Origin of the sequence: Ascidiaceihabitans donghaensis, from assembly GCF_900302465.1 — a bacterium.
GTDB classification, from domain to species: domain Bacteria; phylum Pseudomonadota; class Alphaproteobacteria; order Rhodobacterales; family Rhodobacteraceae; genus Ascidiaceihabitans; species Ascidiaceihabitans donghaensis.
The window spans coordinates 3,002,261-3,024,581 of the sequence record NZ_OMOR01000001.1; the positions used below are offsets into that span (position 1 = coordinate 3,002,261).

Below are 22,321 nucleotides of genomic sequence, written 5' to 3' on the forward strand. Positions count from 1 at the left end.
GGCCGCCAACGATGCCGGCCCACCCCAATCAAAGACGCCTGTTAAACGTGATCGTCAAATCCGGCGCTGACCGTTTCCAGAAACGCCGCTAAAACAGCACGATCGGCTTCGTCAACATGTGCGACACGCGATTTCCACAGCGTCGCTTGGGACGCCAACACCAATCCGTCTGACAGTATTTTCAAATGGTTGGCGCGCAGTGTTTCACCAGAACTGGTGATGTCCGCGATCATTTCAGCCGTCTCATTGGCAACCGTGCCTTCAGTGGCCCCTTGGCTGTCGACCAACGCGTAATCTGCGACGCCTGCATTGCGCAGAAAATCGCGCACAAGGCGATGGTACTTGGTGGCGATCCGCAGGCGCATGCCATGGGTCGCACGAAACGCAGAGGCGGCGGCATCCAGATCGTCCAGAGTGTCCACGTCGACCCAACATTGTGGCACTGCCATGATCAAATCTGCATGGCCAAACCCCATCTCTTCAACGGGGGCCACTTGCTGTTCCCAGAGCGGCAGTTTTTCCTGCACAAGATCCGTGCCTGTGACGCCAAAATGGATATTTCCCGATGCAAGTTCCCGTGGCACTTCGCCCGCAGACAACAAAACCAAAGCCACACCATCAATGCCTTCGACACGACCGGCATATTCACGGTCCGATCCAGTACGGCTTAAGACGATGCCGCGTTCGGAAAACCAGTCAAAGGTTTTTTCCATCAACCGGCCTTTGGATGGCACGCCCAACTTAATCATGCCGCATCCTCCAGTTCCGCGATCAATCCGGGGCGCAACACGGCACCGACCGCCGGAATTTCAGCCCCCTGCCCCAGCCGCCGGGTCAAAGCATCATAGCGCCCACCACTGGCCAAAGTCGGCAGTTCAGGGTGCCCGTCTGCATAGATCCCGAACACAAATCCGTCGTAATATTCCATCGACGTGCGCCCATAGCTGGCCTCGAAGGGCAAGTTATCTACGTCCACTCCGCGTGACGCCATCGCAGTGGACCGCGCATCCAATCCGGTCACAGCTGACGAAATCGCAGGCATATCAACGGCCAAATCGCGCAATTGTTGCAATGCGTAAGGTACTGTTTCGCGAACCTTCAACAACGCATCAATGACTTCCATCTCCGCCTGAGAAATCGGTGCGGCGGCGGCGTCTTGGTGCAAAGCGGCAATGCGTGCTTCAATCTCGGCGGCACTGCGCAGACCAATGTTTGGTGCATCCACCGTCCCCTCGCCGCGCAACAAAGCAACGCGCGACGCGGGCACCGAAACACGCCCCGAAAAGCGGTCCAGCAGGGCGCGAAACCGGCGCGGGCGCCAGATGTGCCGCATCAACGCATCTTTGCGGGCGCGGGTGGTGTTCAAACCTTGCACGGCTGCCATCAAAATGCCGATGTCGCCAGTTGCCACATGTGTATTCAAATGCGCAACACTTTGAGATATCAACGAAAAGACTTCTGCGTCGGCGGCGGCGGGGTCCGTTCGGTCAAAGACCTCGTAGCCCACTTGCATGTATTCACTGCTGCGTTCCGGATCATGTTCCTGACGGCGAAACACTTCACCCGCATAGGTGTAACGCGCGGGCTCTGCACCGTCAGACATATGCATCTGCACGACAGGCACCGTGAAATCAGGGCGCAGCATCTGTTCGCCTTTTAGCGCATCCGACGTGACATAGGCCCGCGCACGAATGTCCTCGCCATACAGGTCCAAAAGCGTTTCGGCAGGTTGCAACACAGGAGGTTCGACCACAGTCGCCCCCTGCATTTCGAAAGTTGCACGCAGTTCCATCGCGCGCATACGGACGTTACGCATTGTTCAGAATCTCTTGGACTTTGGCCAGCATCTGGGCCCGTGGCACTTCGAATTGGCTGGGGCGGTCTTTCCATTCTTCATGGGTCGCCGTTTCCGCGATCTTGGCGCCAAGGATCAAGTCCTTGATTTGCACAACGCCGCGCTCCTTTTCGTCGCCCCCTTCGATGATGGCCACGGGTGACGCGCGTTTGTCTGCGTATTTCAACTGGTTTCCAAAGTTCTTTGGATTGCCAAGATAGACCTCGGCGCGGATGCCCGCCTGACGCAGTTCCGCAACCATTGCCTGATAGTCCGCCATCCTGTCACGGTCCATAACCGTCACAACAACAGGGCCGGGATTGGTCGATTGCATGCGCCCCTTGGCTTGCAAAGCGGCAAGCAACCGGTCAACGCCTATGGAGACCCCCGTTGCAGGAACCTCTTGACCGGTGAAGCGCTTGACCAAATCGTCGTATCGCCCGCCGCCAGCAACGGACCCGAAGTTGCGCTTGCGGCCCTTTTCGTCAAGAATTTCAAAGGTTAGTTCAGCCTCGTACACAGGACCTGTGTAGTACCCCAAGCCGCGCACAACCGACGGATCAATTTCGATCCGGTCCGCATGGTAGCCGCCTGCATCCAACAAGCTTGCCATCGTTTCCAATTCACCCACACCCGCTTTGCCAGTCTCGGACCCTTCAACCAGCTCATAGAGACGGGCCACGGTGGCAGCCCCTGTGTCGCGTTTTGCCTGCATGAACCCCATGACCGTGTCGGCCTGCGCGTCCGTGAGACCCGCACCATCGGTAAAGTCGCCGCTGTCATCTTTGCGACCTTCGCCAAGAAGTGCGCGCACCCCTTCCATCCCCAAACGGTCAAGTTTATCGATGGCCCGCAAAACAATGCCGCGTTCATGGGCGAATTTATCCGGATCAGACGGATCCAGAACGCCGGCCACTTCCATGACGCCGTTCAACACCTTGCGGTTGTTGATGCGTACGATGTAGTCCCCGCGCGGAATGCCGACTTCTTCCAACGTATCCGACAACATCGCGCAAATCTCTGCATCTGCAGCCATGGACGCTGTGCCGACGGTGTCTGCATCACACTGATAAAACTGACGGAAACGGCCTGGGCCGGGCTTTTCATTGCGCCAAACCGGCCCCATCGTGTATCGACGGTAAGGGTTGGGCAGGTCATTGCGGTGCTGCGCGTAAACACGCGCCAAAGGGGCCGTCATGTCGTACCGCAGCGCCAACCAATCGCCGGGCTTTTCGCCTTCGCCATCCTCTTGCCACGCAAACACACCCGCGTTGGGACGATCCACGTCAGGCAAGAATTTGCCCAAAGCTTCCACAGTTTCAACTGCGCTGCTTTCCAATGCGTCAAAGCCGTACCGATGATACACTCCGGCAATCGCTTGCAGCATTTCTGCGCGCTGAGTGACCTCAGTGCCGAAATAGTCGCGAAAGCCCTTTGGCGTTTCTGCCTTGGGGCGCGGGGTTTTCTTGGGCTTTGCCATCATTGGTTCCTGTCCGTTGACACGGGTCAGGCTCTACCGCAGGCGGTGTTCAGGGGCAACTGTGAAGCGCCGGTTCAGGTTGCTGTTCTACGAGACTATGCGATAAGCGACACAACCGTGTAGCGCTGAAAGACCAATCCATGAACAAACTTGAAGAAGACATGGCCCACCTGACGCGGATGGTCGAAGACCTTTCGGACATCGTGGCCCAACAGGCTGAAGAAATCGTGACACTCAACCGTCGGGTGCACATGCTGATGCAGCGTGAAGGGGAACGGGACGCTTCGCAAAGTGGCGGCGTTGTCGTCGGGGATGAACGTCCGCCACATTACTGAGACCAGCATCAAGACATGCAGGCGGAAGCCTCCGGCGGGGATTATCATGTCATGGGGATTTGATCGATTTGGCCAGCACAACACCGTCATGGATCAAAATATCTGCCCAGCGCGCGTTGCCTTCAAAACGCTCATAAGTACTGATAAACACCGTATTGCGTTCCACTTGACTGATTTTGCTACCACAAGGCTTGCGTTTCGCTACACCGCAAACGGATGATTTAACCTTTTCGTATGCTTTGTCAGTGGCGCTATACGGGTATTCGGAACTGGGACGTCCATAGCGCAATTGTTCGTGCATTGAAGGCGCGCCGAAAACAGCAAGTGATGCTGTAAACTGGCGGGGGCATCCGTCAGCAAATCCGGTGATGTAGAATGTACGCTGTCCGCCTGCATCCGGGTTGCTGTCGAACAATGCGTACCCTTTTCCTCTTGCTGGCGCTTTATCGAGTTTACGCCCCATAGGCTTGCGCTGCGCATCACAAACTCGTGCGACTTGTCCATAAGGCAACACAGTTCCGTAGGGAACGTCCACAGAATCCACGCCACTGCGTGATGCGGCGACAGCTCCTCCTGCGAAAAGACCGCGGCGCTTTGTTGGTTCTGCACGTTCAACAGGTGCGTCGCCCAAAGGCTCAGGCGACAGCGACGCTGTGCGCACTGTTTCGGTATTTTCCGCATCATTGGTCCGGCCCAGACCGAACAAGCCGCGGCGCTTTTTAGGTTCTACCAAATCTGTGGTTGCACCATCCGCATCATTTAATGTGGTCACGGCATCATCGAAAGTGGTCGCAGGTTCAGCGTTCTGTGCAGGGTCGATTTCGGATACGGCTTCGCTTGCTGCGATAGATCCGGTATCTTCGTCAGCGGCTTTTGGTTGCAGCCAACCCAAAAGGCCCTTCTTGGGCGGGGTTTGCTGTTCTGCTTGTGTTTCCAAATTTGCTAGCGGCGCAGCCTCTGCTTCAGTTCCCAAACCCGCTATCTCAGCCGGCTCAGACGCAGGCTGTGGTTCAATAAGATCCTCTGTTTCAGCATCTTCAGGAACGCCATCCGCGCCCAAGTCCACCGCTTGTTCGGCACTTGATACTGCGGCTTCGACTTCAGCTTGGTCGGTGTCACGGCGTAAAATACGCGAAAAGAAACCACCTTCGCGGTCCAGTTCTTCTTGGCTGGGCAAGGCTTGAGCCGACGTTTCTTCGACCAATTCGACATCGGAAATGCGTTCGACCTGTGCAAGCGGATCACCACAGGCGGATAGAACGACCAGCACAGCAAATGCATAGGAAAAACGCAAAATATCCCACCCCGGTTCTATGGTTACGAAAGTCTTAACCTAGGCATTGTCCGTCTGTCCACCACATCAACAGTATCGTGGTAAATGTCCGCTTACAGATCCTCGACCTCAAGCACACCCATCAGCGATTTTATGGCGCCTTTGATTTGAGGATTCATCGGATAGTCTTGCCCCAAATCAATTTCGACCTCACCGGGCAAGCCCGCGTCCATAAGGCAAAACTGGATCGGGCCACGCCCTGCGGTCTTGGCGCCTGTTTTCGCGCCCTCCAAAACAGACGCCACTGACGCGATCGCACCGGATTCTTCAACAAATATCTTCAACCCGATGCCTCCAACGTCTGCTACAACAGTGTCGATCGGCGAAACGGACCGTGCCAAAAGCTTTAGTTGATCACTTTCCATAGTTGCTTCCACTCCAACGATGACTTTGGCACCTGTCACCAGATGGTCCTGCGCTTTTTCCAAAGTGTCCGAGAAAATCGTGATTTCATAGCCGCCTGTCGTGTCGGACAATTGCGCAAAGGCAAAACGATTTCCGCGCGCGGATTTGCGGATTTGAACACCTGCAACAACACCAGCGATCTTGGCGTTTTTTGCGCCTTTACGTTCGACCGCGGCATGCACCTGATCCAGAGTTTCTACGTTCTTGCGCTTTAACGCGCCCATGTAGTCGTCCAAAGGATGGCCCGACAAGTAAAAGCCCACGGCCTTGAACTCTTCGCCCAACCGTTCGGCCGGCATCCAATCATCGACCGGCATCATGCGAGGTTCCGGCAGATCGTCGCCTGCTTCACCGAACAATGACACCTGATTGGAGTTCTTTTGTTCATGAATTGCCGCGGAATAGTTAACAAGCGGGTCAAGCGCGTCAAACACGCGGCGCCGGTTTTTATCAAGCGCATCAAATGCACCAGAGCGGGCCAGCATTTCCAATGGTCTTTTGCCGACGCGCTTTAAGTCAACGCGTCGGGCCAAATCAAACAAGGTCGCAAATGGTTTGCCGTCACGGCCTTCCACGATCAGTTTCATGGCCTCGACGCCAACGTTTTTCAACGCCCCCAGCGCATAGACCAACGCGCCATCAACGACCTTAAAGGTCGCGTCAGAACGGTTCACGCAAGGCGGCACCCAAGGCAATTCCAAACGCTTGCGCACTTCTTCAAAATACACCGCCAATTTGTCCGTCAGATGAATATCGCAGTTCATCACGCCAGCCATAAATTCAACCGGATGGTTCGCTTTCAGCCAAGCCGTTTGATAGCTGACCACGGCATAAGCCGCCGCGTGGGATTTGTTGAACCCGTAGTTGGCAAATTTCTCAAGAAGGTCGAAAACCTCTGTGGCCTTTTTCTGGTCCACTCCATTTTCCATCGCCCCCTTTTCAAACTTGGGGCGCTCTTTCGCCATTTCCTCGGCGATCTTTTTACCCATAGCGCGTCGCAGCAGGTCAGCCCCGCCAAGCGAATAACCCGCCATGACCTGCGCAATTTGCATAACCTGTTCTTGGTAAACGATAATTCCCTGTGTTTCTTCAAGGATATGATCAATCAAAGGATGGACAGATTCGCGTTCCTTTAACCCGTTTTTCACCTCGCAATAGGTGGGAATATTTTCCATCGGACCGGGACGATAAAGGGCCACCAAAGCCACAATATCTTCGATACATGTCGGCTTCATGCGTTTTAGCGCGTCCATCATGCCGCTGGATTCAACCTGAAACACAGCGACAGTTTTCGCACTGGCATACAGTTTGTAAGATGCCTCGTCATCCAACGGAATCGCGGCAATATCGTCGATCAATCCCTCGGGCGGTTCATAAAGTTCGGTCCCGTCTGCCGCGATATGCAAGTGCCTTCCGCCTGCACGGATCTGGTCCACGGCATTCTGAATGACGGTCAAGGTTTTGAGGCCCAAAAAGTCGAACTTGACCAGACCCGCCTGCTCAACCCATTTCATGTTGAACTGCGTGGCTGGCATGTCGGATCGTGGATCTTGGTACAGCGGAACAAGCGCGTCCAAAGGACGGTCCCCAATCACAACGCCCGCCGCGTGTGTCGATGCATTCCGCAACAAGCCTTCAACTTGTTGGCCGTACTCCAAAAGCCGCGCGACCACCTCCTCGTTGCGGGCTTCCTCGCGCAGGCGCGGTTCATCCACCAGTGCTTTTTCGATCGAAACAGGCTTAACGCCTTCGACGGGAATTAACTTTGATAAACGATCAACCTGACCATAGGGCATTTGTAAAACGCGGCCAATATCGCGCACAGCGGCCTTCGACAGCAAAGCACCAAAAGTAATAATCTGGCCCACTTTATCGCGGCCATATTTCTCCTGAACGTAGCGAATGACTTCTTCGCGGCGGTCCATACAAAAATCGATGTCGAAATCCGGCATGGATACACGTTCAGGGTTCAAAAACCGTTCAAAAAGAAGCTGATAGCGCAAAGGGTCAAGGTCCGTGATCAACAGCGCATAAGCCACCAAGGACCCCGCACCCGACCCACGGCCAGGACCGACCGGGATGCCGTTGTCTTTGGCCCATTTGATAAAATCGGCAACAATCAGAAAGTAGCCGGGGAACCCCATGCCCTCGATAATCTTCAGTTCGAAATCAAGACGGGCCTCGTAATCGGCCACATCCACAGCATGAGGAATGACTGCCAGACGTTTACGAAGTCCCTCTTCGGACTGGCGGCGCAATTCAGACACCTCGTCGTCGGCAAATTTTGGCAAAATCGGATCCCGACGATAGGCCTGAAACGCACAGCGTTTTGCGATCTCGACTGTGTTTTCCAACGCCTCCGGCAAGTCGGCAAACAAGGTCGCCATTTCGGACGGAGATTTGAAATAATGCTGTGCGGTAAGACGCCTGCGGCCATCTTGTTGATCAACATAAGCCCCCTCAGAGATGCAAATCAGCGCATCATGTGCCTCATACATTTTGGCATCTGGAAAATAGACATCATTTGTCGCAACCAACGGCACATTCATCGCATAGGCCATTTCGACAAAACCACGTTCCGTCAAACGCTCTGCTTCAGGTTGGCCATCCCCGGGGTGGCGTTGCAGTTCAACATAAAGGCGGTCGCCGTAGATGCCATGCAAACGGTCCATCAACTCTTGCGCTGCGGGCAGTTGTCCACCCTGCAACAAATGCCCCACCGGTCCTTCCGGTCCGCCTGTCAAACAGATCAAACCAGCCCCATATTGCGCCAATTCATCCACAGTCACTTGTGGAATTTGCTCCGAATTGCCGATGTACAGACACGAATTCAGCTTCATCAGATTTTCGTAGCCCGTCTCATTCTGGGCCAGCAACACAACAGGCGCAGGGGCGCGGGGTTTTTCACCGGGGCGGGTGGCCAAATACGTCACATCGACCTGACAGCCGATGATGGGCTGCACCCCCTTGCTTGACATTGCAATGGAATATTCCAATGCGGCAAACATATTGTTGGTATCGGTCAGCGCCATGGCTGGCATTCCGTGTTTCGCACACAGATCAGGCAGCTTTTTCAGCCGCAATGCCCCTTCCAGCAAAGAGTATTCGGAATGGGTGCGAAGATGAATGAATCGGGGATCAGAAGTCATGCCCAAACTGTAAATCAATCCACACAGCCCCGCCACATCATCTTGGACACTTCCACACAAAGACTTGCCAAAACGTTTGCTGCTTGCAAGACTGTCAGCAACACGCCCGTGCCGTCTACGCCACATCGACGCCGCATATAAATGGGTTTTTTGAGGTAGGGTGGCAGGTTATCTCATATGAATGTCTCTTTTCGGCTCAACGGAAAGACGGTGCACCTTGATGACGTCGGTGCCACAACGACGCTGTTGGATTGGTTACGCGAAGATCAACGACTGACAGGCACAAAAGAAGGGTGCAACGAAGGGGATTGCGGGGCCTGCACTGTCATGGTGACGGATGAAGGCGGCGCAAAGGCGCTAAACGCCTGCATCTTGTTCTTGCCCCAGCTCCACGGCAAAGCAGTACGTACAGTGGAAGGGATCGCCCACCCGGACGGCACACCGCACCCCGTACAGCAAGCGATGATCGATCATCACGGCAGTCAGTGCGGGTTCTGCACACCGGGATTTATCGCATCGATGGCAACGGCGCACCTGAATGGTGACACGGATCATGACACCGCTTTGGCTGGAAACCTGTGCCGGTGCACAGGGTATGCGCCCATCATCAAGGCCGCGACTGCTGCACAATCCAGTGCAGTGCCCGCACACATGCACGACACCCCCCTTCCTTTCGCTGGAAATACTTCGGGGGGGCGCGGCAGCGCGGGGGCAGAGCCCCCGACCGAACTGGCCGAATTTGCACGCTGGTACGCACAAAACCCTGAAACTACGCTGATCGCGGGGGCCACGGACGTGGGGCTTTGGGTCACAAAACAAATGCGCGATCTGGGGCGTGTGGCCTTTCTAAACCGCGTGCCTGACCTCGCCGTTTGCAAAGAGACCGACACCGAATTTCATATCGGGGCCATGGCAACACTAAGCCAATTGGACACGATTATTGCACATGACTTTCCAAGTTTCTCAAAGATGATCCAACGCTATGGCTCACGCCAAGTGCGTAATGCGGCAACCATCGGCGGCAACATCGCAAACGGCTCACCTATTGGGGACGGCCCGCCTGCATTGATCGCAATGGACGCCACATTGCATTTGCGGTGCGCAGACGAAACACGCAGCATACCGCTGGAAAACTTCTTTCTGGACTATGGCAAACAAGATAGATTGGTCGGTGAATTTGTGACCGGCATTACAATTGCCAAACAACCCGACCGGTTGAAGTGCTACAAGCTGTCAAAACGGTTTGATCAAGACATATCCGCTGTATGTGGCTGTCTTTGGGTCGATGTTGCAGACGGCAAGGTGTCAAATGCGCGGCTGGCCTATGGCGGGATGGCAGGTATTCCCAAACGCGCTACACAAGCGGAATCAGCACTTTGCGGCAAACCTTGGACGCTGGATACGGTGCACGCAGCAATGGCGGCGATGGAACAAGATTTCTCTCCGCTGTCTGATGCACGGGCATCGGCGGGATACCGAATGCAAACTGCGCAAAATATGATCCTGAGATACTGGAACGAAACACAGGGTGTGCACTGCGCCTTGTCGGAGGTCCGCGCATGAGTGTTTCCAAACCCTTACCTCATGACGCCGCGGCCCTGCATGTGTCTGGGGCCGCGCGATATGTCGATGATATTCCAACGCCTCGTGGGACACTTCACTTGGCTTTTGGGACAAGTCCTGTCGCCGCTGGCACATTAAATTCCATGGATCTGAGTGCTGTTCTCGAAACACCCGGTGTTATCGCTGTATTGACGGCGTCGGATTTGCAGCATGACGCGGATTGTTCGCCCTCCAATCATGATGAGCCGCTTTTGGCCACCGACACGGTCCACTACGTTGGGCAACCGCTGTTTTTGGTTGTGGCAACGTCCCATCATGTTGCGCGCAACGCCGTGCGCCGTGCGCAATTCGACATCACCGCACAGGACCCGATTTTAACAATCGAACAGGCCCTGGCAGCCAACAGCAGGTTTGAAGACGGCCCACGGGTCTACGGCCGCGGGGACGTGGCCGGGGCACTCAATAGCGCTTGCAAAACTGTGAAAGGTTCCATCAATCTAGGCGGGCAGGAACACTTCTATCTGGAAGGTCAGGCAGCCCTGGCCTTGCCCGGAGAAGACGGTGATCTGCTGATACACAGCTCGACCCAGCACCCAACAGAAATCCAGCACAAAGTCGCGCATGCCACAGGGCAGCCCATGCATTCTGTCCGGGTTGAAACCCGGCGTATGGGCGGCGGGTTTGGCGGTAAGGAAAGCCAAGGCAATGCGTTGGCCATCGCCTGTGCCATTGCGGCACTGCACACCGGACACCCGTGCAAAATGCGCTATGACCGCGACGATGATATGACCATCACCGGCAAACGTCATGATTTTCGCATAGATTACACCTGCGGCTTTGACGCCGACGGGACCATTCACGCCTTGGATGTTGTCCATTACACGCGCTGTGGATGGGCGCAGGATTTGTCTTTGCCCGTGGCAGACCGCGCCATGCTGCACGCAGACAACGCCTATTTTCTTCCCAATGTGCGCATTGAAAGCCACCGTCTGAAAACCAACATGCAAAGCGCCACGGCGTTTCGCGGCTTTGGCGGCCCGCAGGGGATGTTGGGTATGGAACGCATTGTGGATCATGTGTCCCATAGTCTTGGCCTTGATCCGCTCATCGTGCGCCAAAAAAACTTTTATCCCTCCGGGGGGGATATTTCCGGCGAAAAGAAAACCACGCCATACGGCCAGCGTGTCGAGGATTGCATCGCGCGGGAATTGGTCAATGAATTAACCGCAAGCTGCGCATATCAAACCCGCCGCGCCGCCGTGACCGAATGGAATGCAAAAAACGCCATCATCAAACGCGGGCTGGCCCTTACCCCCGTCAAATTTGGTATTTCATTCACATTGACCCATTTGAACCAAGCCGGTGCACTGGTGCATGTATATCAAGACGGGTCTGTTCATCTCAATCATGGCGGCACAGAAATGGGTCAGGGCCTGTTTCAAAAAGTTGCCCAAGTTGCGGCATCCCGCTTTGGCCTGCCCTTGGACGCCATAAAAATCACCGCCACTGACACTGCAAAGGTCCCCAATACCTCTGCCACCGCAGCCTCTTCTGGCAGTGACTTGAACGGAATGGCTGTCAAAATCGCCTGTGACACACTGTGCGCCCGCATCGCGCAGCATGTCTCGGACCTTCACGGCTGCGAAGCCTCTGCCGTGCGGTTTGAAAACGGACACGTTTGTCTACCGCAACACAGCTACAGTTTCGCGCAGGCGGCACAATTGGCCTATCAGGCACGCATTAGCCTATCCGCGACCGGGTTTTACAAAACCCCCGACATCCAGTGGGACCGCATCAAGGGCCAAGGCCGGCCATTTTTCTATTTTGCCTATGGCGCTGCTGTGACCGAGGTTGCAGTTGACACGTTGACTGGCGAAAATCGGATTTTGCGGACAGATATTTTGCATGATGCCGGAGCATCATTGAACCCCGCCCTCGACATCGGGCAGATCGAAGGGGGCTATGTGCAAGGCGCAGGTTGGTTGACCACCGAAGAACTGGTTTGGGATGATGCGGGGCGTTTGCGCACCCATGCGCCATCCACCTATAAAATTCCTGCCTGTTCCGATCGTCCCGGCATTTTCAATGTTGCGCTTTGGGACGGGGAAAACCCTGCCGACACAATCTACAAATCCAAAGCTGTGGGTGAACCCCCGTTCATGTTGGGCATGTCGGCCTTCTTTGCCTTAAGCGACGCCGTGGCCGCTTGCGGGACACAGTATCCAGATTTGCAGGCCCCCGCCACTGCAGAACAGGTATTTTCCGCCATCAAAAGAGCGCGGGGATGACGACAATTTATGTGAGAATAGAAGCCACCAAAGGCTCGGCGCCGCGCGATGCAGGCACGGTGATGGGCGTGACCGCAACAGACACAGTCGGAACAATCGGCGGCGGCGCATTGGAATTTGCATCCATCGCTTCGGCCCGCCGGATGCTACACGACGGGTCCTTTGAAGCACGCGAAACCATTCCCCTTGGTCCCCGCCTTGGGCAATGTTGCGGCGGCGCTGTCACATTGCACTACACCCGCACGCCAACGCCTATCGACGTGACGCAGGACACCCCGCCCCTTTGCGCGATGAGAACCACATTCAAGCCCCCATTGTGGGTTTGGGGCGCGGGTCATGTCGGGCGATCCGTGGTGCGCACCGCAGTAGCAACGCAAGCCTTTGATATCACTTGGGTAGATAAGGACATCGGGCGATTTCCGGCATCCGGTTTCAAGGCTGCACAACAGGTTCCGGCACACGATATGCCCCGTTTGGCAGCACATGCACCACAAGATGCTATGCATTTGATTTTGACCTACTCCCATGACATCGATCTGGCGCTGTGCGCGGCTTTGTCGACACGCGGTTTTGCGTATTGCGGATTGATCGGGTCAAAGACCAAATGGGCCCGTTTTCGCAAAAAGTTACAGGCTGCAAATGTTGACCCAGACGGCATCACTTGCCCGATTGGTGACAAAAACCTTGGCAAACATCCTGACCTGATTGCATATGGCACCGTCAAAGCCCTTTTGACCCAATTGCGCTTGGAGGCGACCGCATGACCGAGACTTTGCTGCGCTTGAACGGCCTGACCAAGGCCTACCCCGGCGTCGTTGCCAATTCGGACGTCGGTTTTGACATTGGACGTGGTGAAATCCACGCCCTTTTGGGTGAAAATGGAGCCGGGAAATCGACATTGGTCAAAATGATCTACGGTCTTGTGAAGCCGGATCACGGCATCATGCACCTGAATGGTGCCGTTTTCACGCCACCTGATCCCCGCACAGCCCGTATGGCCGGCGTAGGCATGGTGTTTCAGCATTTTTCACTGTTCGATGCGCTGACAGTTGCAGAAAACATTGCCCTTGGCATGGAAGATGCGCCGGCGATGGGGCAATTGGCGGATCGCATCACCGAGGTATCACAGGCCTATGGGCTGCCCTTGTCACCGGACCGGGTGGTCGGCGATTTGTCTGCAGGCGAACAGCAGCGGGTCGAGATTATCCGCTGCCTTTTGCAAGAACCCAAACTCCTGATTATGGACGAGCCTACATCTGTTTTGACCCCACAAGAGGTGTCTATTCTGTTCGAGACGCTCAACACACTGCGTGCTGAGGGAACGTCCATATTGTATATTTCGCACAAGCTGGAAGAAATCAGAACGCTGTGTGACGCCGCCACCATCTTGCGCTTGGGAAAAGTCGTCGGAAGTTGCGTGCCAGCCGAGACATCCGCGCGGGACATGGCTGAAATGATGGTCGGTGAAACGCTAAAGACGCCGCAAAGGGCATCAACGAAAGCCGGAGAGGCCGTTTTGCAGCTTTCGGGCCTGGATTTGCCCCCGGCCACTGCGTTCGGGATGCCATTGCGGGACATTTCCCTGACCCTTCATAAAGGCGAAATTCTTGGGATCGGCGGTGTGGCGGGCAACGGGCAGGATGAACTGCTGGGTGCATTGTCAGGTGAAACCCGCGCACCGGCAGGCATGATTGAATACAAAGGGCGCGACATCGCAGCACTTGGCCCCAATGCCCGGCGCAAAATTGGTTTGCTGGCGGCACCCGAAGAACGATTGGGCCATGCCGCGGCCCCCGATATGTCACTAATTGAAAACGCGATGTTGACGGGTGCTACGCGTGAAAACCTTGACCGCAATGGTTTGTTGAATTGGTCCGCAGCCCGTGGGTTTGCCGAACGCATCATCGATGCCTTCGATGTGCGCACCCCCAGCTCAGGCAATGCGGCACGGTCTTTGTCGGGCGGGAATTTGCAAAAATTCGTCATCGGGCGCGAGGTCTTGCAGCGCCCTGATGTTTTGGTGGTGAACCAACCGACTTGGGGCGTGGACGCCTCTGCGGCCGCAGCAATTCGTCAGGCCCTGTTGGATTTGGCAGAAGGTGGTGCCGCAGTGATTGTCATTTCACAGGATTTAGACGAGCTGATGGAAATCTCGGACAGATTTGCTGCATTGAACGAAGGACGCTTGAGCCAACCGCGCCCGGCTGCGGGGCTGACTGTGGACGAGATCGGTTTGATGATGGGTGGTGCCCATGGGATGGAGGTCGCGCATGTTTGAGAATGCGGGAGCCTCCGGCGGAGGTTTATTTGGCGAGATGAAGCAGGGGACTTGGCTATGATCAGGCTTGAGAAACGCCCACAGCCCAGTCAGGGATTTGCGCTGGCGTCACCTTTGTTGGCGGTTTTGGCCACTGTGATTTTTGGTGGGGCTTTGTTTGCTGCGTTGGGCAAAGATCCGGTGCAGGCGATTTTGACCATTTTCTGGGAACCGCTGTTTGGCGAGTTTTCGTTCTTTTACCGCCCGCAATTGTTGATCAAAGGTGCGCCTTTGGTGTTGATTGCCATCGGGTTGGCCTTGGGTTTCAAGGCGGGCATCTGGAACATTGGCGCTGAAGGCCAATACATCATGGGTGCCTTGTTTGGTGCAGGTGTTGGATTGGCTTTTTATCCAATGGACAGTTTTATCGTCTTTCCCTTGATGGTCTTGGCTGGTGCATTTGGAGGCTGGGTTTGGGCGATGATCCCTGCCGTTTTGAAGGTGAAGTTTGGGACCAATGAAATCCTGGTCAGCCTGATGCTGGTCTATGTGGCCGAACAGTTTTTGGCCTCTATGTCTTTGGGGTTATTGAAAAATCCAGAGGGGTTCGGGTTTCCGGGATCACGCAATCTGCAACAGTATCCTAGCGCCCATAACGCCGAACTGTTTGTCAATTCCGGCATGCACTGGGGCGTTGTTGCGGCCTTTATTGCCGTGATCTTTGCCTATGTTCTACTTGCCCGCCACCGCTTGGGTTTCGCAATTCGCGTCACCGGAGAAGCCCCAAGGGCTGCCAAGTTTGGCGGTGTAAACCCGTCCCGTCTGATCCTGTTTTGCCTTGGCCTTTCCGGTGTTTTAGCCGGTTTAGCAGGCATGTTCGAAGTCGCGGGCCCTTCAGGTCAGGTCACGATCGACTTTAACGTGGGCTATGGTTTCACCGCCATCATCGTGGCCTTTCTGGGTCGCCTTCATCCCATTGGCATTCTTTTTGCGGGCGGGCTGATGGCGCTGACCTACATCGGCGGCGACATCGCACAAAGCCAGATGGGTTTGCCCGTCGCCGCCATTCAGGTGTTTCAGGGGATGCTTTTGTTCTTCCTGTTGGCCTTTGATTTGCTGACCAATTACCGCCTTCGGGTGGGACAAGCGGAGGCCGCGTAATGGACCTAAGTGCAATCAACCCGATCATCTTGGTCGCAGCCCTTATCAGTGCTGCAACGCCGATCCTGCTGGCCGCCACCGGCGAGTTGGTTGCCGAACGCGCGGGCGTTTTGAACCTTGGTGTCGAAGGCATGATGATCACCGGCGCAATATGCGGGTTCATCATCACCGTTAACACCGGATCCCCTGCTTTGGGCTTTGTCATGGCCGCTTTGGGCGGTGCCACTTTGTCATTGCTGTTTGCTTTTCTGACGCAGGTGGCATTGGCAAATCAGGTGGCTTCCGGTCTTGCGTTAACCTTGTTCGGGTTGGGCCTGTCAGCCCTGATGGGCCAAAGCTATGTGGGCATCAAACCACCACGTATGGGCGATGTGAATTTCGGGCCATTGGCTGATGTTCCAGTGCTTGGCCCGATATTATTTTCCCATGACCCTATCGTTTATCTGGGTCTTCTGGTCGTAGCGAGTGTTTGGGCCGTTTTGAAATTCACACGTATGGGGTTGGTTCTGCGGGCTGTTGGTGAAAACCATGATGCGGCACATGCGCTTGGGTACAAAGTCAAACGGATCAGAACGTTGGCGATCATGTTCGGTGGGGCCTGCGCGGGGCTGGGTGGTGCGTATATTTCCCTCATTCGTGTGCCTCAATGGACCGAAGGGATGACGGCCGGTGTTGGCTGGATCGCTCTTGCACTGGTTGTATTTGCCAGTTGGAAACCGTGGCGTGTGCTGTTGGGTGCCTATCTTTTTGGCGGAATCACCCAATTGCAGCTTAATCTGCAAGGCGCAGGCGTTGCTATTCCGGTCGAGTATTTGGCAATGTCGCCATACATCGTCACGATCATTGTTCTGGTGATTCTGGCAAAGGACAAATCACGTGCGCCCGGATCGCTTGGGCGCATTTTCCATGCCTCGCAATAGCAGGCCAATCAAAAAACCGGGGGGTTCTCCTACTATGACTTTCACCAAAATCCTGACAGGCGCCGCAGTCGCGCTGGGTCTGGCGACATCGGCTTTTGCCGAAGACAAAACAAAAGTGGGCTTCGTTTATGTTGGCCCAATCGGCGACGGCGGCTGGACATATGAACACGACAAAGGCCGTTTGGCGGTTGAAGCGGAATTCGGCGACAAAGTCGAAACTGTCTTCGTGGAAAGCGTGGCAGAAGGCCCCGATTCAGAGCGTGTCATGACACAGATGGCGCTGAACGGTGCTGACCTGATCTTTACCACGTCTTTTGGCTACATGGACCCGACGATCAACGTCGCAGCCAAGTTCCCAGATGTGAAATTTGAGCACGCAACCGGCTACAAACGCGCCGACAACGTATCCACATATTCTGCACGTTTCTATGAGGGTCGCGCGATCCAAGGCCACATCGCGGGCAAAATGACCAAATCCAACATCGTGGGCTACATTGGCTCTTTCCCTATCCCGGAAGTTATCCGTGGCATCAACTCTGCCTTCATCCATGCCAAGAAGGTAAACCCGGACGTCGAATTCAAGATCATCTGGGCCTACACTTGGTTTGATCCAGCCAAAGAAGCTGATGCCGCCAAGGTGCTGATCGAACAAGGCGCGGACGTTGTTCTGCAACACACAGACTCCACAGCCCCCCAAGCCGCAGCTCAAGAAGCAGGCAACGTGATCACCTTTGGCCAAGCCTCTGACATGAGCCAATACGGCCCGATGCCACGCGTGTCTTCGATCATTGATGACTGGGCGCCTTACTACATCGCCCGCACCAAAGCCGTTATGGACGGCACATGGACGTCCACAGACACATGGGACGGCATCGGTGCTGGCATGGTTGGCATCGGTGAAATCTCCGACGCGGTTCCAGCGGACGTGAAAGCCGAAGCTTTGGCGATGAAAGCCGCCTTGGCGGACGGGTCCTACCACGCGTTCACCGGTCCTTTGAAAAAGCAGGACGGCTCTGATTTCTTGGCTGAAGGCGAGACAGCGGATGACGGTACATTGGCTGGAATGAACTTCTACGTTGAAGGCATCACAGGCGACATCCCGCAGTAAGCTATTTCTTTAGTTTATTGTGACATTTTGAAAGGCCCCGGCATTTTGCTTGGGGCCTTTTTTATGTATCTTGGGTGGCCGGAAATGGCCTGAATTTGCAAATCCGCGCAAAATCCCCTATCTAACCAACTACATAAAAATAATCACCTGAGCAGGTTTCCTTTGTCGCGTCTATTCAATGCTCTCTGGGAGAGCATCCTAAGCCCTATGTTTCAGCGGCCCAAAAGGCTGCAAGTCGCGGCGCTGTGCCATCGCGAACGGGCTGGTGTGCGTGAAGTCCTGTTGGTGACCAGTCGCGACACAGGACGTTGGATTATCCCCAAGGGGTGGCCGATGCGCGGCAAGAACGGTGCAGAATCCGCTTTGCAAGAAGCATGGGAAGAGGCCGGCGTCACGCAAAGCATCGTCAATCCACAGCCTATCGGCAGCTATACCTACGCCAAACGCAAAGCCAGCGGCCTGTCTGTGCCGGTGCGCACGCTTGTTTATGACTTGCCTGTAAAAACGCTATCCGATGACTTTCCCGAAGCGCTTGAGCGCACACGCAAATGGGTTCCTGCGGCGCAGGCCGCCGAGATGGTGAACGAGACCGCTTTAAAAACTATTTTGCGTCAGTTCTAAGCAATTCTTTAACAAAGTAAGCACAAGTGTTGCTTTCGTTGCCCCCCCGTGGCTACAGACGGAAAACTTGGGGGGAATCCAATGACCAATGATACTGGCGATCAACGCCACCTTGAAACGCTGGACCGTGATCTGGCACGTTATTCCAATCTGGAACTGGCAACAGCCTATGTGTCCCGTCCTTTGGTGGGTCCTGGCATTGCGTTGGTGTTCATCGTGTTGGCAGGCTTGGGCGCCGCTTTGTTTTTTGGCCAAACCAGCAATTCGATGATTGTGATCGTTGCGGCCTGTTTTGGAGCCTATATGGCGCTGAACATCGGTGCCAACGACGTGGCCAACAACATGGGGCCTGCGGTGGGCGCAAACGCGTTAACCATGGGCGGCGCCATTGCCATTGCCATCGTCTTTGAAAGCGCAGGTGCGCTGATTGCCGGTGGAGACGTCGTGTCCACCATCGCCAAGGGTATCATCGCCCCCGAAAGCATGGGCACCGCAACCACCTTTATCTGGGCTATGCTGGCGGCTTTGTTGTCGGCCGCCCTTTGGGTCAACCTTGCCACGTTTGTGGGCGCGCCGGTGTCCACAACGCATTCCGTTGTGGGCGGTGTTATGGGGGCGGGTATCGCGGCGGCTGGCTTTGCTGCAGTAAGCTGGCCCACCATGAGCAAAATCGCAGCCAGCTGGGTCATCTCGCCTGTTTTGGGCGGTGCAGTGGCCGCGTTCTTCTTGTTTGTGATCAAATCACGCATCATCTACCAAGATGACAAAATCGCCGCTGCACGCAAATGGGTGCCTGTTTTGGTGGGCATCATGGCGGGCGCGTTTGCATCGTATCTGGCCCTCAAAGGTCTTAAGAAGATCATGAAGATCGACTTGCAAACCTCATTGATGATTGGGGCCGCAATCGGTGTCGGGGTCTGGTTGGTCATGATCCCGCTGATCAAAAAGCAATCCGAAGGTCTCGAGAACCGCAACAAGTCCCTGAAAGTTCTGTTTGGTATTCCTTTGGTTGTATCCGCGGCTTTGCTGAGCTTTGCGCATGGTGCCAATGATGTGGCGAACGCCGTGGGGCCTCTGGCCGCAATCGTGCAGGCATCGCAGTCGGGTGATTTCACACAAGCTGTATCCATACCGTTTTGGGTTATGGTGATCGGGGCGTTTGGTATTTCATTCGGCTTGTTCCTGTTTGGCCCCAAACTGATCCGCATGGTGGGTGGGCAAATTACCAAGCTGAACCCGATGCGCGCCTATTGTGTGGCATTGTCCGCCGCCATCACCGTGATCGTGGCCAGCTGGTTGGGCCTACCTGTCAGCTCGACCCACATTGCAGTTGGCGGCGTCTTTGGCGTGGGCTTCTACCGCGAATGGGACGCCGAACGCCGTATCCGCAAAGCACGTCAGCAAATACCGGATCGCGCAAACTATGGCCCCGAGGAACGGCGCCGTCGCAAGCTGGTACGCCGGTCACATTTCATGACCATCATCGCCGCATGGTTAATCACGGTACCTGCGGCCGCCCTGTTGTCGGCTGTGATCTTCTTTGTGCTCAACAACGTGTTGGGCTGATACCTAAGACTTGACGCGCATGGCCTGACTTCGCAATGTCGGGCCATGCGTTACATCCTACTTTCCCTCGCCCTCATCGCCCCCCTACCCGCCTTTGCAGGTGACATCTGCAACGACGCATGGTTTTCCCGCAACCTTGTGATGGACCGTGCAGGCTATTGTTTCGGCTCCGTTCTGGGCCAAGAGCTGTTCGACAACGCGGGCTGCACTGGCAAGACTGTAACCCTATCCGCCAACGATCAGGTTTTTGTCTCGCGCATGCGGGCCTTGGAAAAACAAAACCAATGCAGTGTCGACACCAAATCCCCTTATCTTGACCTTGACGATGCTTGGGTGCGCAGGCAGCTGGCCACTTTGCCCATCGTTGACGATTTTGAAAGCGCCTGTCTGGGCTGGCTTCATACGCCTGAACCTTTGCGGTCCGCCGCGTATGATGACGCGCCGATTATCGCGACCATCCTGCCCGGCGACAACGTCAGTTTCGGGCACCTGCCGAATAGGACATGGGACTACGTGACCATTTCCGGTCCTGATTGGGTTGTGAAAGGCGGCGGCTGGTTGAAGGCACCCGGCGCGGAAGGGCGTTGTGCCAACTACGCGGGCTAACGGTATTTCGGCGCACCACCTTGTTGCGACGCTTTCAAAAGCTTAAGTGATTTCAGCATCAAAAGTGGAGTGCGCAATGGCCACTTGGTCCGATCTCGAAACAGAACTGGCATTGTGGCATGCAGGCGGTGAAATGCCCGATTTTTGGTGGCGTGACGATGACACTGTCGCCCACACAGACACATTGGACCGACTGCTTGACATGGCCGAGACCTTTGGCGCGCCTATGCATTTGGCGGTGATCCCCCAAAGCCTCAACCCCGATCTTGCGCCTCGGTTGGAACGCGCGGCGCAAACCTACGTGTTGCAGCACGGGTTTGCGCATATAAACCATCAACCCAAAGGGTTGCGTGCCTCCGAAGTCGGGGTAAGTCGGGATGTGGCATTGCAAATCGAAGATCTGCGCCGGGGCTGGGCGATGCTGCAAGATGCGGCTTTGCCCAATTTGCTGCCAGTGTTCACGCCGCCGTGGAACCGTATTGGTCCCGACACTGTGGCAGCACTGCCTGACCTTGGCTTCCAGATCCTATCCGCGGGCGAACAGCGCATCACAAGACACCCCGCTTCGGGTTTGCTGCAGTTCAACTGTCATGTTGACCCGATACGCTGGAAAACGGGGGCTGTGTTTCGCGGCACCGAGAAAACGCTGAACCATGTGGTTGAACACCTCGCGGCACGGCGCACAGGCACCGCCGACAAAGACGAAGTGACGGGATTTTTAACACACCACCTGCAGACGGATGCCGCCACTTGGGACTTCATGGAAGCCTTCATGGAGCGTTTGACCCACAACAACCGCACAAAATGGCGCAGTTTGGCGTCCTTTCTGACATGAGGGCACCACGATGGTAGATTTGGTTTGGGCCACCCCGCAAGAACGCGGTGATGTAGCCGCCTACATGGACCGTGTGTTTCACAAAGTGCGATGGGGACGCGCGGGGTGGGACGCCCTGTTGGCAAACCGTTGGGCCGATGCGGCAGCCCCTTATGCGATTGTCGCCAAAGACAAGGGACGCATTGTCGGTGCCATCGGGCAGATTGTCGGACCAAGACCAGGTGGACCAACAATTCACAACCTCACGTCGTGGTACCTTGATAAGGAATATCGCGGGCAGGGATTGGGACGTGGCATGATGGCCAAAGCCATTGAAGATACAGACAATACCGTGACGAACCTGTCCAGTGCACGCGCTGCTATTCCCGTGGCCCTCAGTTCTGGCATGGATGTGTTGGATGACACCCGTATGGTTTGGGCTGCGCGTCCGGACGCGCCCCACAAATTGACGGTGTTCTCAGATCCAAGCCAGGCGCCGATTTCGCCGGACACACGCAAAATCGTGACGGAACATGCCGATTTGAACCTGACAAGCCTGACCATCGAAACGCCGGACGGGCTGTGCACATTGGTGCTGTCGATCAAACAAAAAACGGATGACCGTATCACGCACGAGGTGATGTTTGCAGACCGAAAAGACCTGCTGTCGCGACATGGTTCTGCCATTGCGGCCAGTATTTTACCTGACGATAGTACCATTTTGTCAATTGATACGCGGTTTTCAACGCCCGATGCGCAGCCCGATTTCGTTGAAGACATTCCCGTTGCCAGATTTTGCACGCCCGGGCGCGTTGATCCCGCATTGGTCGATCACCTGTATTCGGAGATCGTGATTTTGGACATGAAACTGTACTGAGTTT

18 protein-coding genes are annotated in these 22,321 nt (G+C 55.4%); 13 read left to right on the forward strand and 5 right to left on the reverse strand.

What is annotated here, in order from left to right; genetic code table 11:
• Positions 1 to 41: 41 nt before the first annotated feature.
• From hisG to hisS, 3 genes are read right to left on the reverse strand one after another with little or no spacing between them, the layout of a single operon-like run.
• Entirely contained in the window at positions 42 to 749 is a 708-nt protein-coding gene (gene hisG, locus ASD8599_RS14955) for an ATP phosphoribosyltransferase (protein WP_108829270.1), read from the reverse strand.
• Positions 746 to 1,816, reverse strand: coding sequence for an ATP phosphoribosyltransferase regulatory subunit (locus ASD8599_RS14960; RefSeq protein WP_108829271.1), 1,071 nt, complete (start codon positions 1,814 to 1,816; stop codon positions 746 to 748). The genes hisG and ASD8599_RS14960 overlap by 4 nt, the downstream gene beginning before the upstream one ends.
• The gene (hisS, locus tag ASD8599_RS14965; protein ID WP_108829272.1) at positions 1,809 to 3,314 is read right to left on the reverse strand and encodes a histidine--tRNA ligase; all 1,506 of its coding nucleotides are present in this window, start codon (positions 3,312 to 3,314) and stop codon (positions 1,809 to 1,811) included. Before hisS ends, ASD8599_RS14960 begins: the two co-directional genes overlap by 8 nt.
• A 140-nt stretch (positions 3,315 to 3,454) precedes the next feature.
• Between hisS and ASD8599_RS14970 the strand changes: the two genes are divergently transcribed.
• Positions 3,455 to 3,649, forward strand: coding sequence for a SlyX family protein (locus ASD8599_RS14970; RefSeq protein WP_108829273.1), 195 nt, complete (start codon positions 3,455 to 3,457; stop codon positions 3,647 to 3,649).
• Positions 3,650 to 3,698: 49 nt separating this feature from the next.
• Here ASD8599_RS14970 and ASD8599_RS14975 read toward each other — a convergent pair whose 3' ends face one another.
• Both ASD8599_RS14975 and dnaE read right to left on the reverse strand, forming a co-directional pair.
• Positions 3,699 to 4,943: a hypothetical protein gene (locus ASD8599_RS14975; protein WP_108829274.1), complete on the reverse strand. Its 1,245-nt coding sequence runs from the start codon at positions 4,941 to 4,943 to the stop codon at positions 3,699 to 3,701.
• Between the two features lie 92 nt (positions 4,944 to 5,035).
• The gene (gene dnaE, locus ASD8599_RS14980; protein ID WP_108830217.1) at positions 5,036 to 8,536 is read right to left on the reverse strand and encodes a DNA polymerase III subunit alpha; all 3,501 of its coding nucleotides are present in this window, start codon (positions 8,534 to 8,536) and stop codon (positions 5,036 to 5,038) included.
• A 177-nt stretch (positions 8,537 to 8,713) separates the two neighbouring features.
• On the opposite strand from dnaE, the gene xdhA reads away from it, so the two are divergent.
• The 12 genes from xdhA (at position 8,714) to ASD8599_RS15040 (ending at position 22,317) form a co-directional block, all read left to right on the forward strand.
• Positions 8,714 to 10,099: a xanthine dehydrogenase small subunit gene (xdhA, locus tag ASD8599_RS14985; RefSeq protein ID WP_108829275.1), complete on the forward strand. Its 1,386-nt coding sequence runs from the start codon at positions 8,714 to 8,716 to the stop codon at positions 10,097 to 10,099.
• Entirely contained in the window at positions 10,096 to 12,387 is a 2,292-nt protein-coding gene (gene xdhB, locus ASD8599_RS14990; protein ID WP_108829276.1) for a xanthine dehydrogenase molybdopterin binding subunit, read from the forward strand. Before xdhA ends, xdhB begins: the two co-directional genes overlap by 4 nt.
• Positions 12,384 to 13,151, forward strand: a complete 768-nt coding sequence (xdhC, locus tag ASD8599_RS14995) for a xanthine dehydrogenase accessory protein XdhC (protein WP_108829277.1) — start codon at positions 12,384 to 12,386, stop codon at positions 13,149 to 13,151. The genes xdhB and xdhC overlap by 4 nt, the downstream gene beginning before the upstream one ends.
• Entirely contained in the window at positions 13,148 to 14,665 is a 1,518-nt protein-coding gene (locus ASD8599_RS15000) for an ABC transporter ATP-binding protein (RefSeq protein WP_108829278.1), read from the forward strand. Before xdhC ends, ASD8599_RS15000 begins: the two co-directional genes overlap by 4 nt.
• Positions 14,666 to 14,722: 57 nt before the next feature.
• On the forward strand, positions 14,723 to 15,805 hold the full coding sequence (locus ASD8599_RS15005) for an ABC transporter permease (protein WP_108829279.1): 1,083 nt from the start codon (positions 14,723 to 14,725) through the stop codon (positions 15,803 to 15,805).
• Positions 15,805 to 16,725, forward strand: a complete 921-nt coding sequence (locus ASD8599_RS15010) for an ABC transporter permease (RefSeq protein WP_108829280.1) — start codon at positions 15,805 to 15,807, stop codon at positions 16,723 to 16,725. Before ASD8599_RS15005 ends, ASD8599_RS15010 begins: the two co-directional genes overlap by 1 nt.
• A gap of 34 nt (positions 16,726 to 16,759) precedes the next feature.
• Entirely contained in the window at positions 16,760 to 17,833 is a 1,074-nt protein-coding gene (locus ASD8599_RS15015) for a BMP family ABC transporter substrate-binding protein (protein ID WP_108829281.1), read from the forward strand.
• 207 nt (positions 17,834 to 18,040) lie between these two features.
• Positions 18,041 to 18,454 (forward strand): NUDIX hydrolase, encoded by a 414-nt coding sequence (locus ASD8599_RS15020; protein ID WP_108829282.1) that lies wholly within the window; start codon positions 18,041 to 18,043, stop codon positions 18,452 to 18,454.
• 81 nt (positions 18,455 to 18,535) lie between these two features.
• Positions 18,536 to 20,020, forward strand: coding sequence for an inorganic phosphate transporter (locus ASD8599_RS15025; RefSeq protein ID WP_108829283.1), 1,485 nt, complete (start codon positions 18,536 to 18,538; stop codon positions 20,018 to 20,020).
• A gap of 45 nt (positions 20,021 to 20,065) precedes the next feature.
• Positions 20,066 to 20,626, forward strand: a complete 561-nt coding sequence (locus tag ASD8599_RS15030; protein ID WP_108829284.1) for a DUF4453 domain-containing protein — start codon at positions 20,066 to 20,068, stop codon at positions 20,624 to 20,626.
• A gap of 76 nt (positions 20,627 to 20,702) precedes the next feature.
• Positions 20,703 to 21,461 carry a polysaccharide deacetylase family protein gene (locus tag ASD8599_RS15035; protein ID WP_108829285.1) on the forward strand — a complete coding sequence of 253 codons (759 nt, stop codon included), beginning with the start codon at positions 20,703 to 20,705 and terminating at the stop codon, positions 21,459 to 21,461.
• A gap of 10 nt (positions 21,462 to 21,471) precedes the next feature.
• On the forward strand, positions 21,472 to 22,317 hold the full coding sequence (locus tag ASD8599_RS15040; protein WP_108829286.1) for a GNAT family N-acetyltransferase: 846 nt from the start codon (positions 21,472 to 21,474) through the stop codon (positions 22,315 to 22,317).
• Positions 22,318 to 22,321 lie beyond the last annotated feature (4 nt).

What these genes read in the sequence shown, in the direction of transcription:
- hisG (WP_108829270.1), bottom strand. Translation starts at nt 749, where the DNA reads ATGATTAAGTTGGGCGTGCCATCCAAAGGCCGGTTGATGGAAAAAACC.
- ASD8599_RS14960 (WP_108829271.1), bottom strand. Translation starts at nt 1,816, where the DNA reads ATGCGTAACGTCCGTATGCGCGCGATGGAACTGCGTGCAACTTTCGAA.
- hisS (WP_108829272.1), bottom strand. Translation starts at nt 3,314, where the DNA reads ATGGCAAAGCCCAAGAAAACCCCGCGCCCCAAGGCAGAAACGCCAAAG.
- ASD8599_RS14970 (WP_108829273.1), top strand. Translation starts at nt 3,455, where the DNA reads ATGAACAAACTTGAAGAAGACATGGCCCACCTGACGCGGATGGTCGAA.
- dnaE (WP_108830217.1), bottom strand. Translation starts at nt 8,536, where the DNA reads ATGACTTCTGATCCCCGATTCATTCATCTTCGCACCCATTCCGAATAC.
- xdhA (WP_108829275.1), top strand. Translation starts at nt 8,714, where the DNA reads ATGAATGTCTCTTTTCGGCTCAACGGAAAGACGGTGCACCTTGATGAC.
- xdhB (WP_108829276.1), top strand. Translation starts at nt 10,096, where the DNA reads ATGAGTGTTTCCAAACCCTTACCTCATGACGCCGCGGCCCTGCATGTG.
- xdhC (WP_108829277.1), top strand. Translation starts at nt 12,384, where the DNA reads ATGACGACAATTTATGTGAGAATAGAAGCCACCAAAGGCTCGGCGCCG.
- ASD8599_RS15000 (WP_108829278.1), top strand. Translation starts at nt 13,148, where the DNA reads ATGACCGAGACTTTGCTGCGCTTGAACGGCCTGACCAAGGCCTACCCC.
- ASD8599_RS15005 (WP_108829279.1), top strand. Translation starts at nt 14,723, where the DNA reads ATGATCAGGCTTGAGAAACGCCCACAGCCCAGTCAGGGATTTGCGCTG.
- ASD8599_RS15010 (WP_108829280.1), top strand. Translation starts at nt 15,805, where the DNA reads ATGGACCTAAGTGCAATCAACCCGATCATCTTGGTCGCAGCCCTTATC.
- ASD8599_RS15015 (WP_108829281.1), top strand. Translation starts at nt 16,760, where the DNA reads ATGACTTTCACCAAAATCCTGACAGGCGCCGCAGTCGCGCTGGGTCTG.
- ASD8599_RS15020 (WP_108829282.1), top strand. Translation starts at nt 18,041, where the DNA reads ATGTTTCAGCGGCCCAAAAGGCTGCAAGTCGCGGCGCTGTGCCATCGC.
- ASD8599_RS15025 (WP_108829283.1), top strand. Translation starts at nt 18,536, where the DNA reads ATGACCAATGATACTGGCGATCAACGCCACCTTGAAACGCTGGACCGT.
- ASD8599_RS15030 (WP_108829284.1), top strand. Translation starts at nt 20,066, where the DNA reads ATGCGTTACATCCTACTTTCCCTCGCCCTCATCGCCCCCCTACCCGCC.
- ASD8599_RS15035 (WP_108829285.1), top strand. Translation starts at nt 20,703, where the DNA reads ATGGCCACTTGGTCCGATCTCGAAACAGAACTGGCATTGTGGCATGCA.
- ASD8599_RS15040 (WP_108829286.1), top strand. Translation starts at nt 21,472, where the DNA reads ATGGTAGATTTGGTTTGGGCCACCCCGCAAGAACGCGGTGATGTAGCC.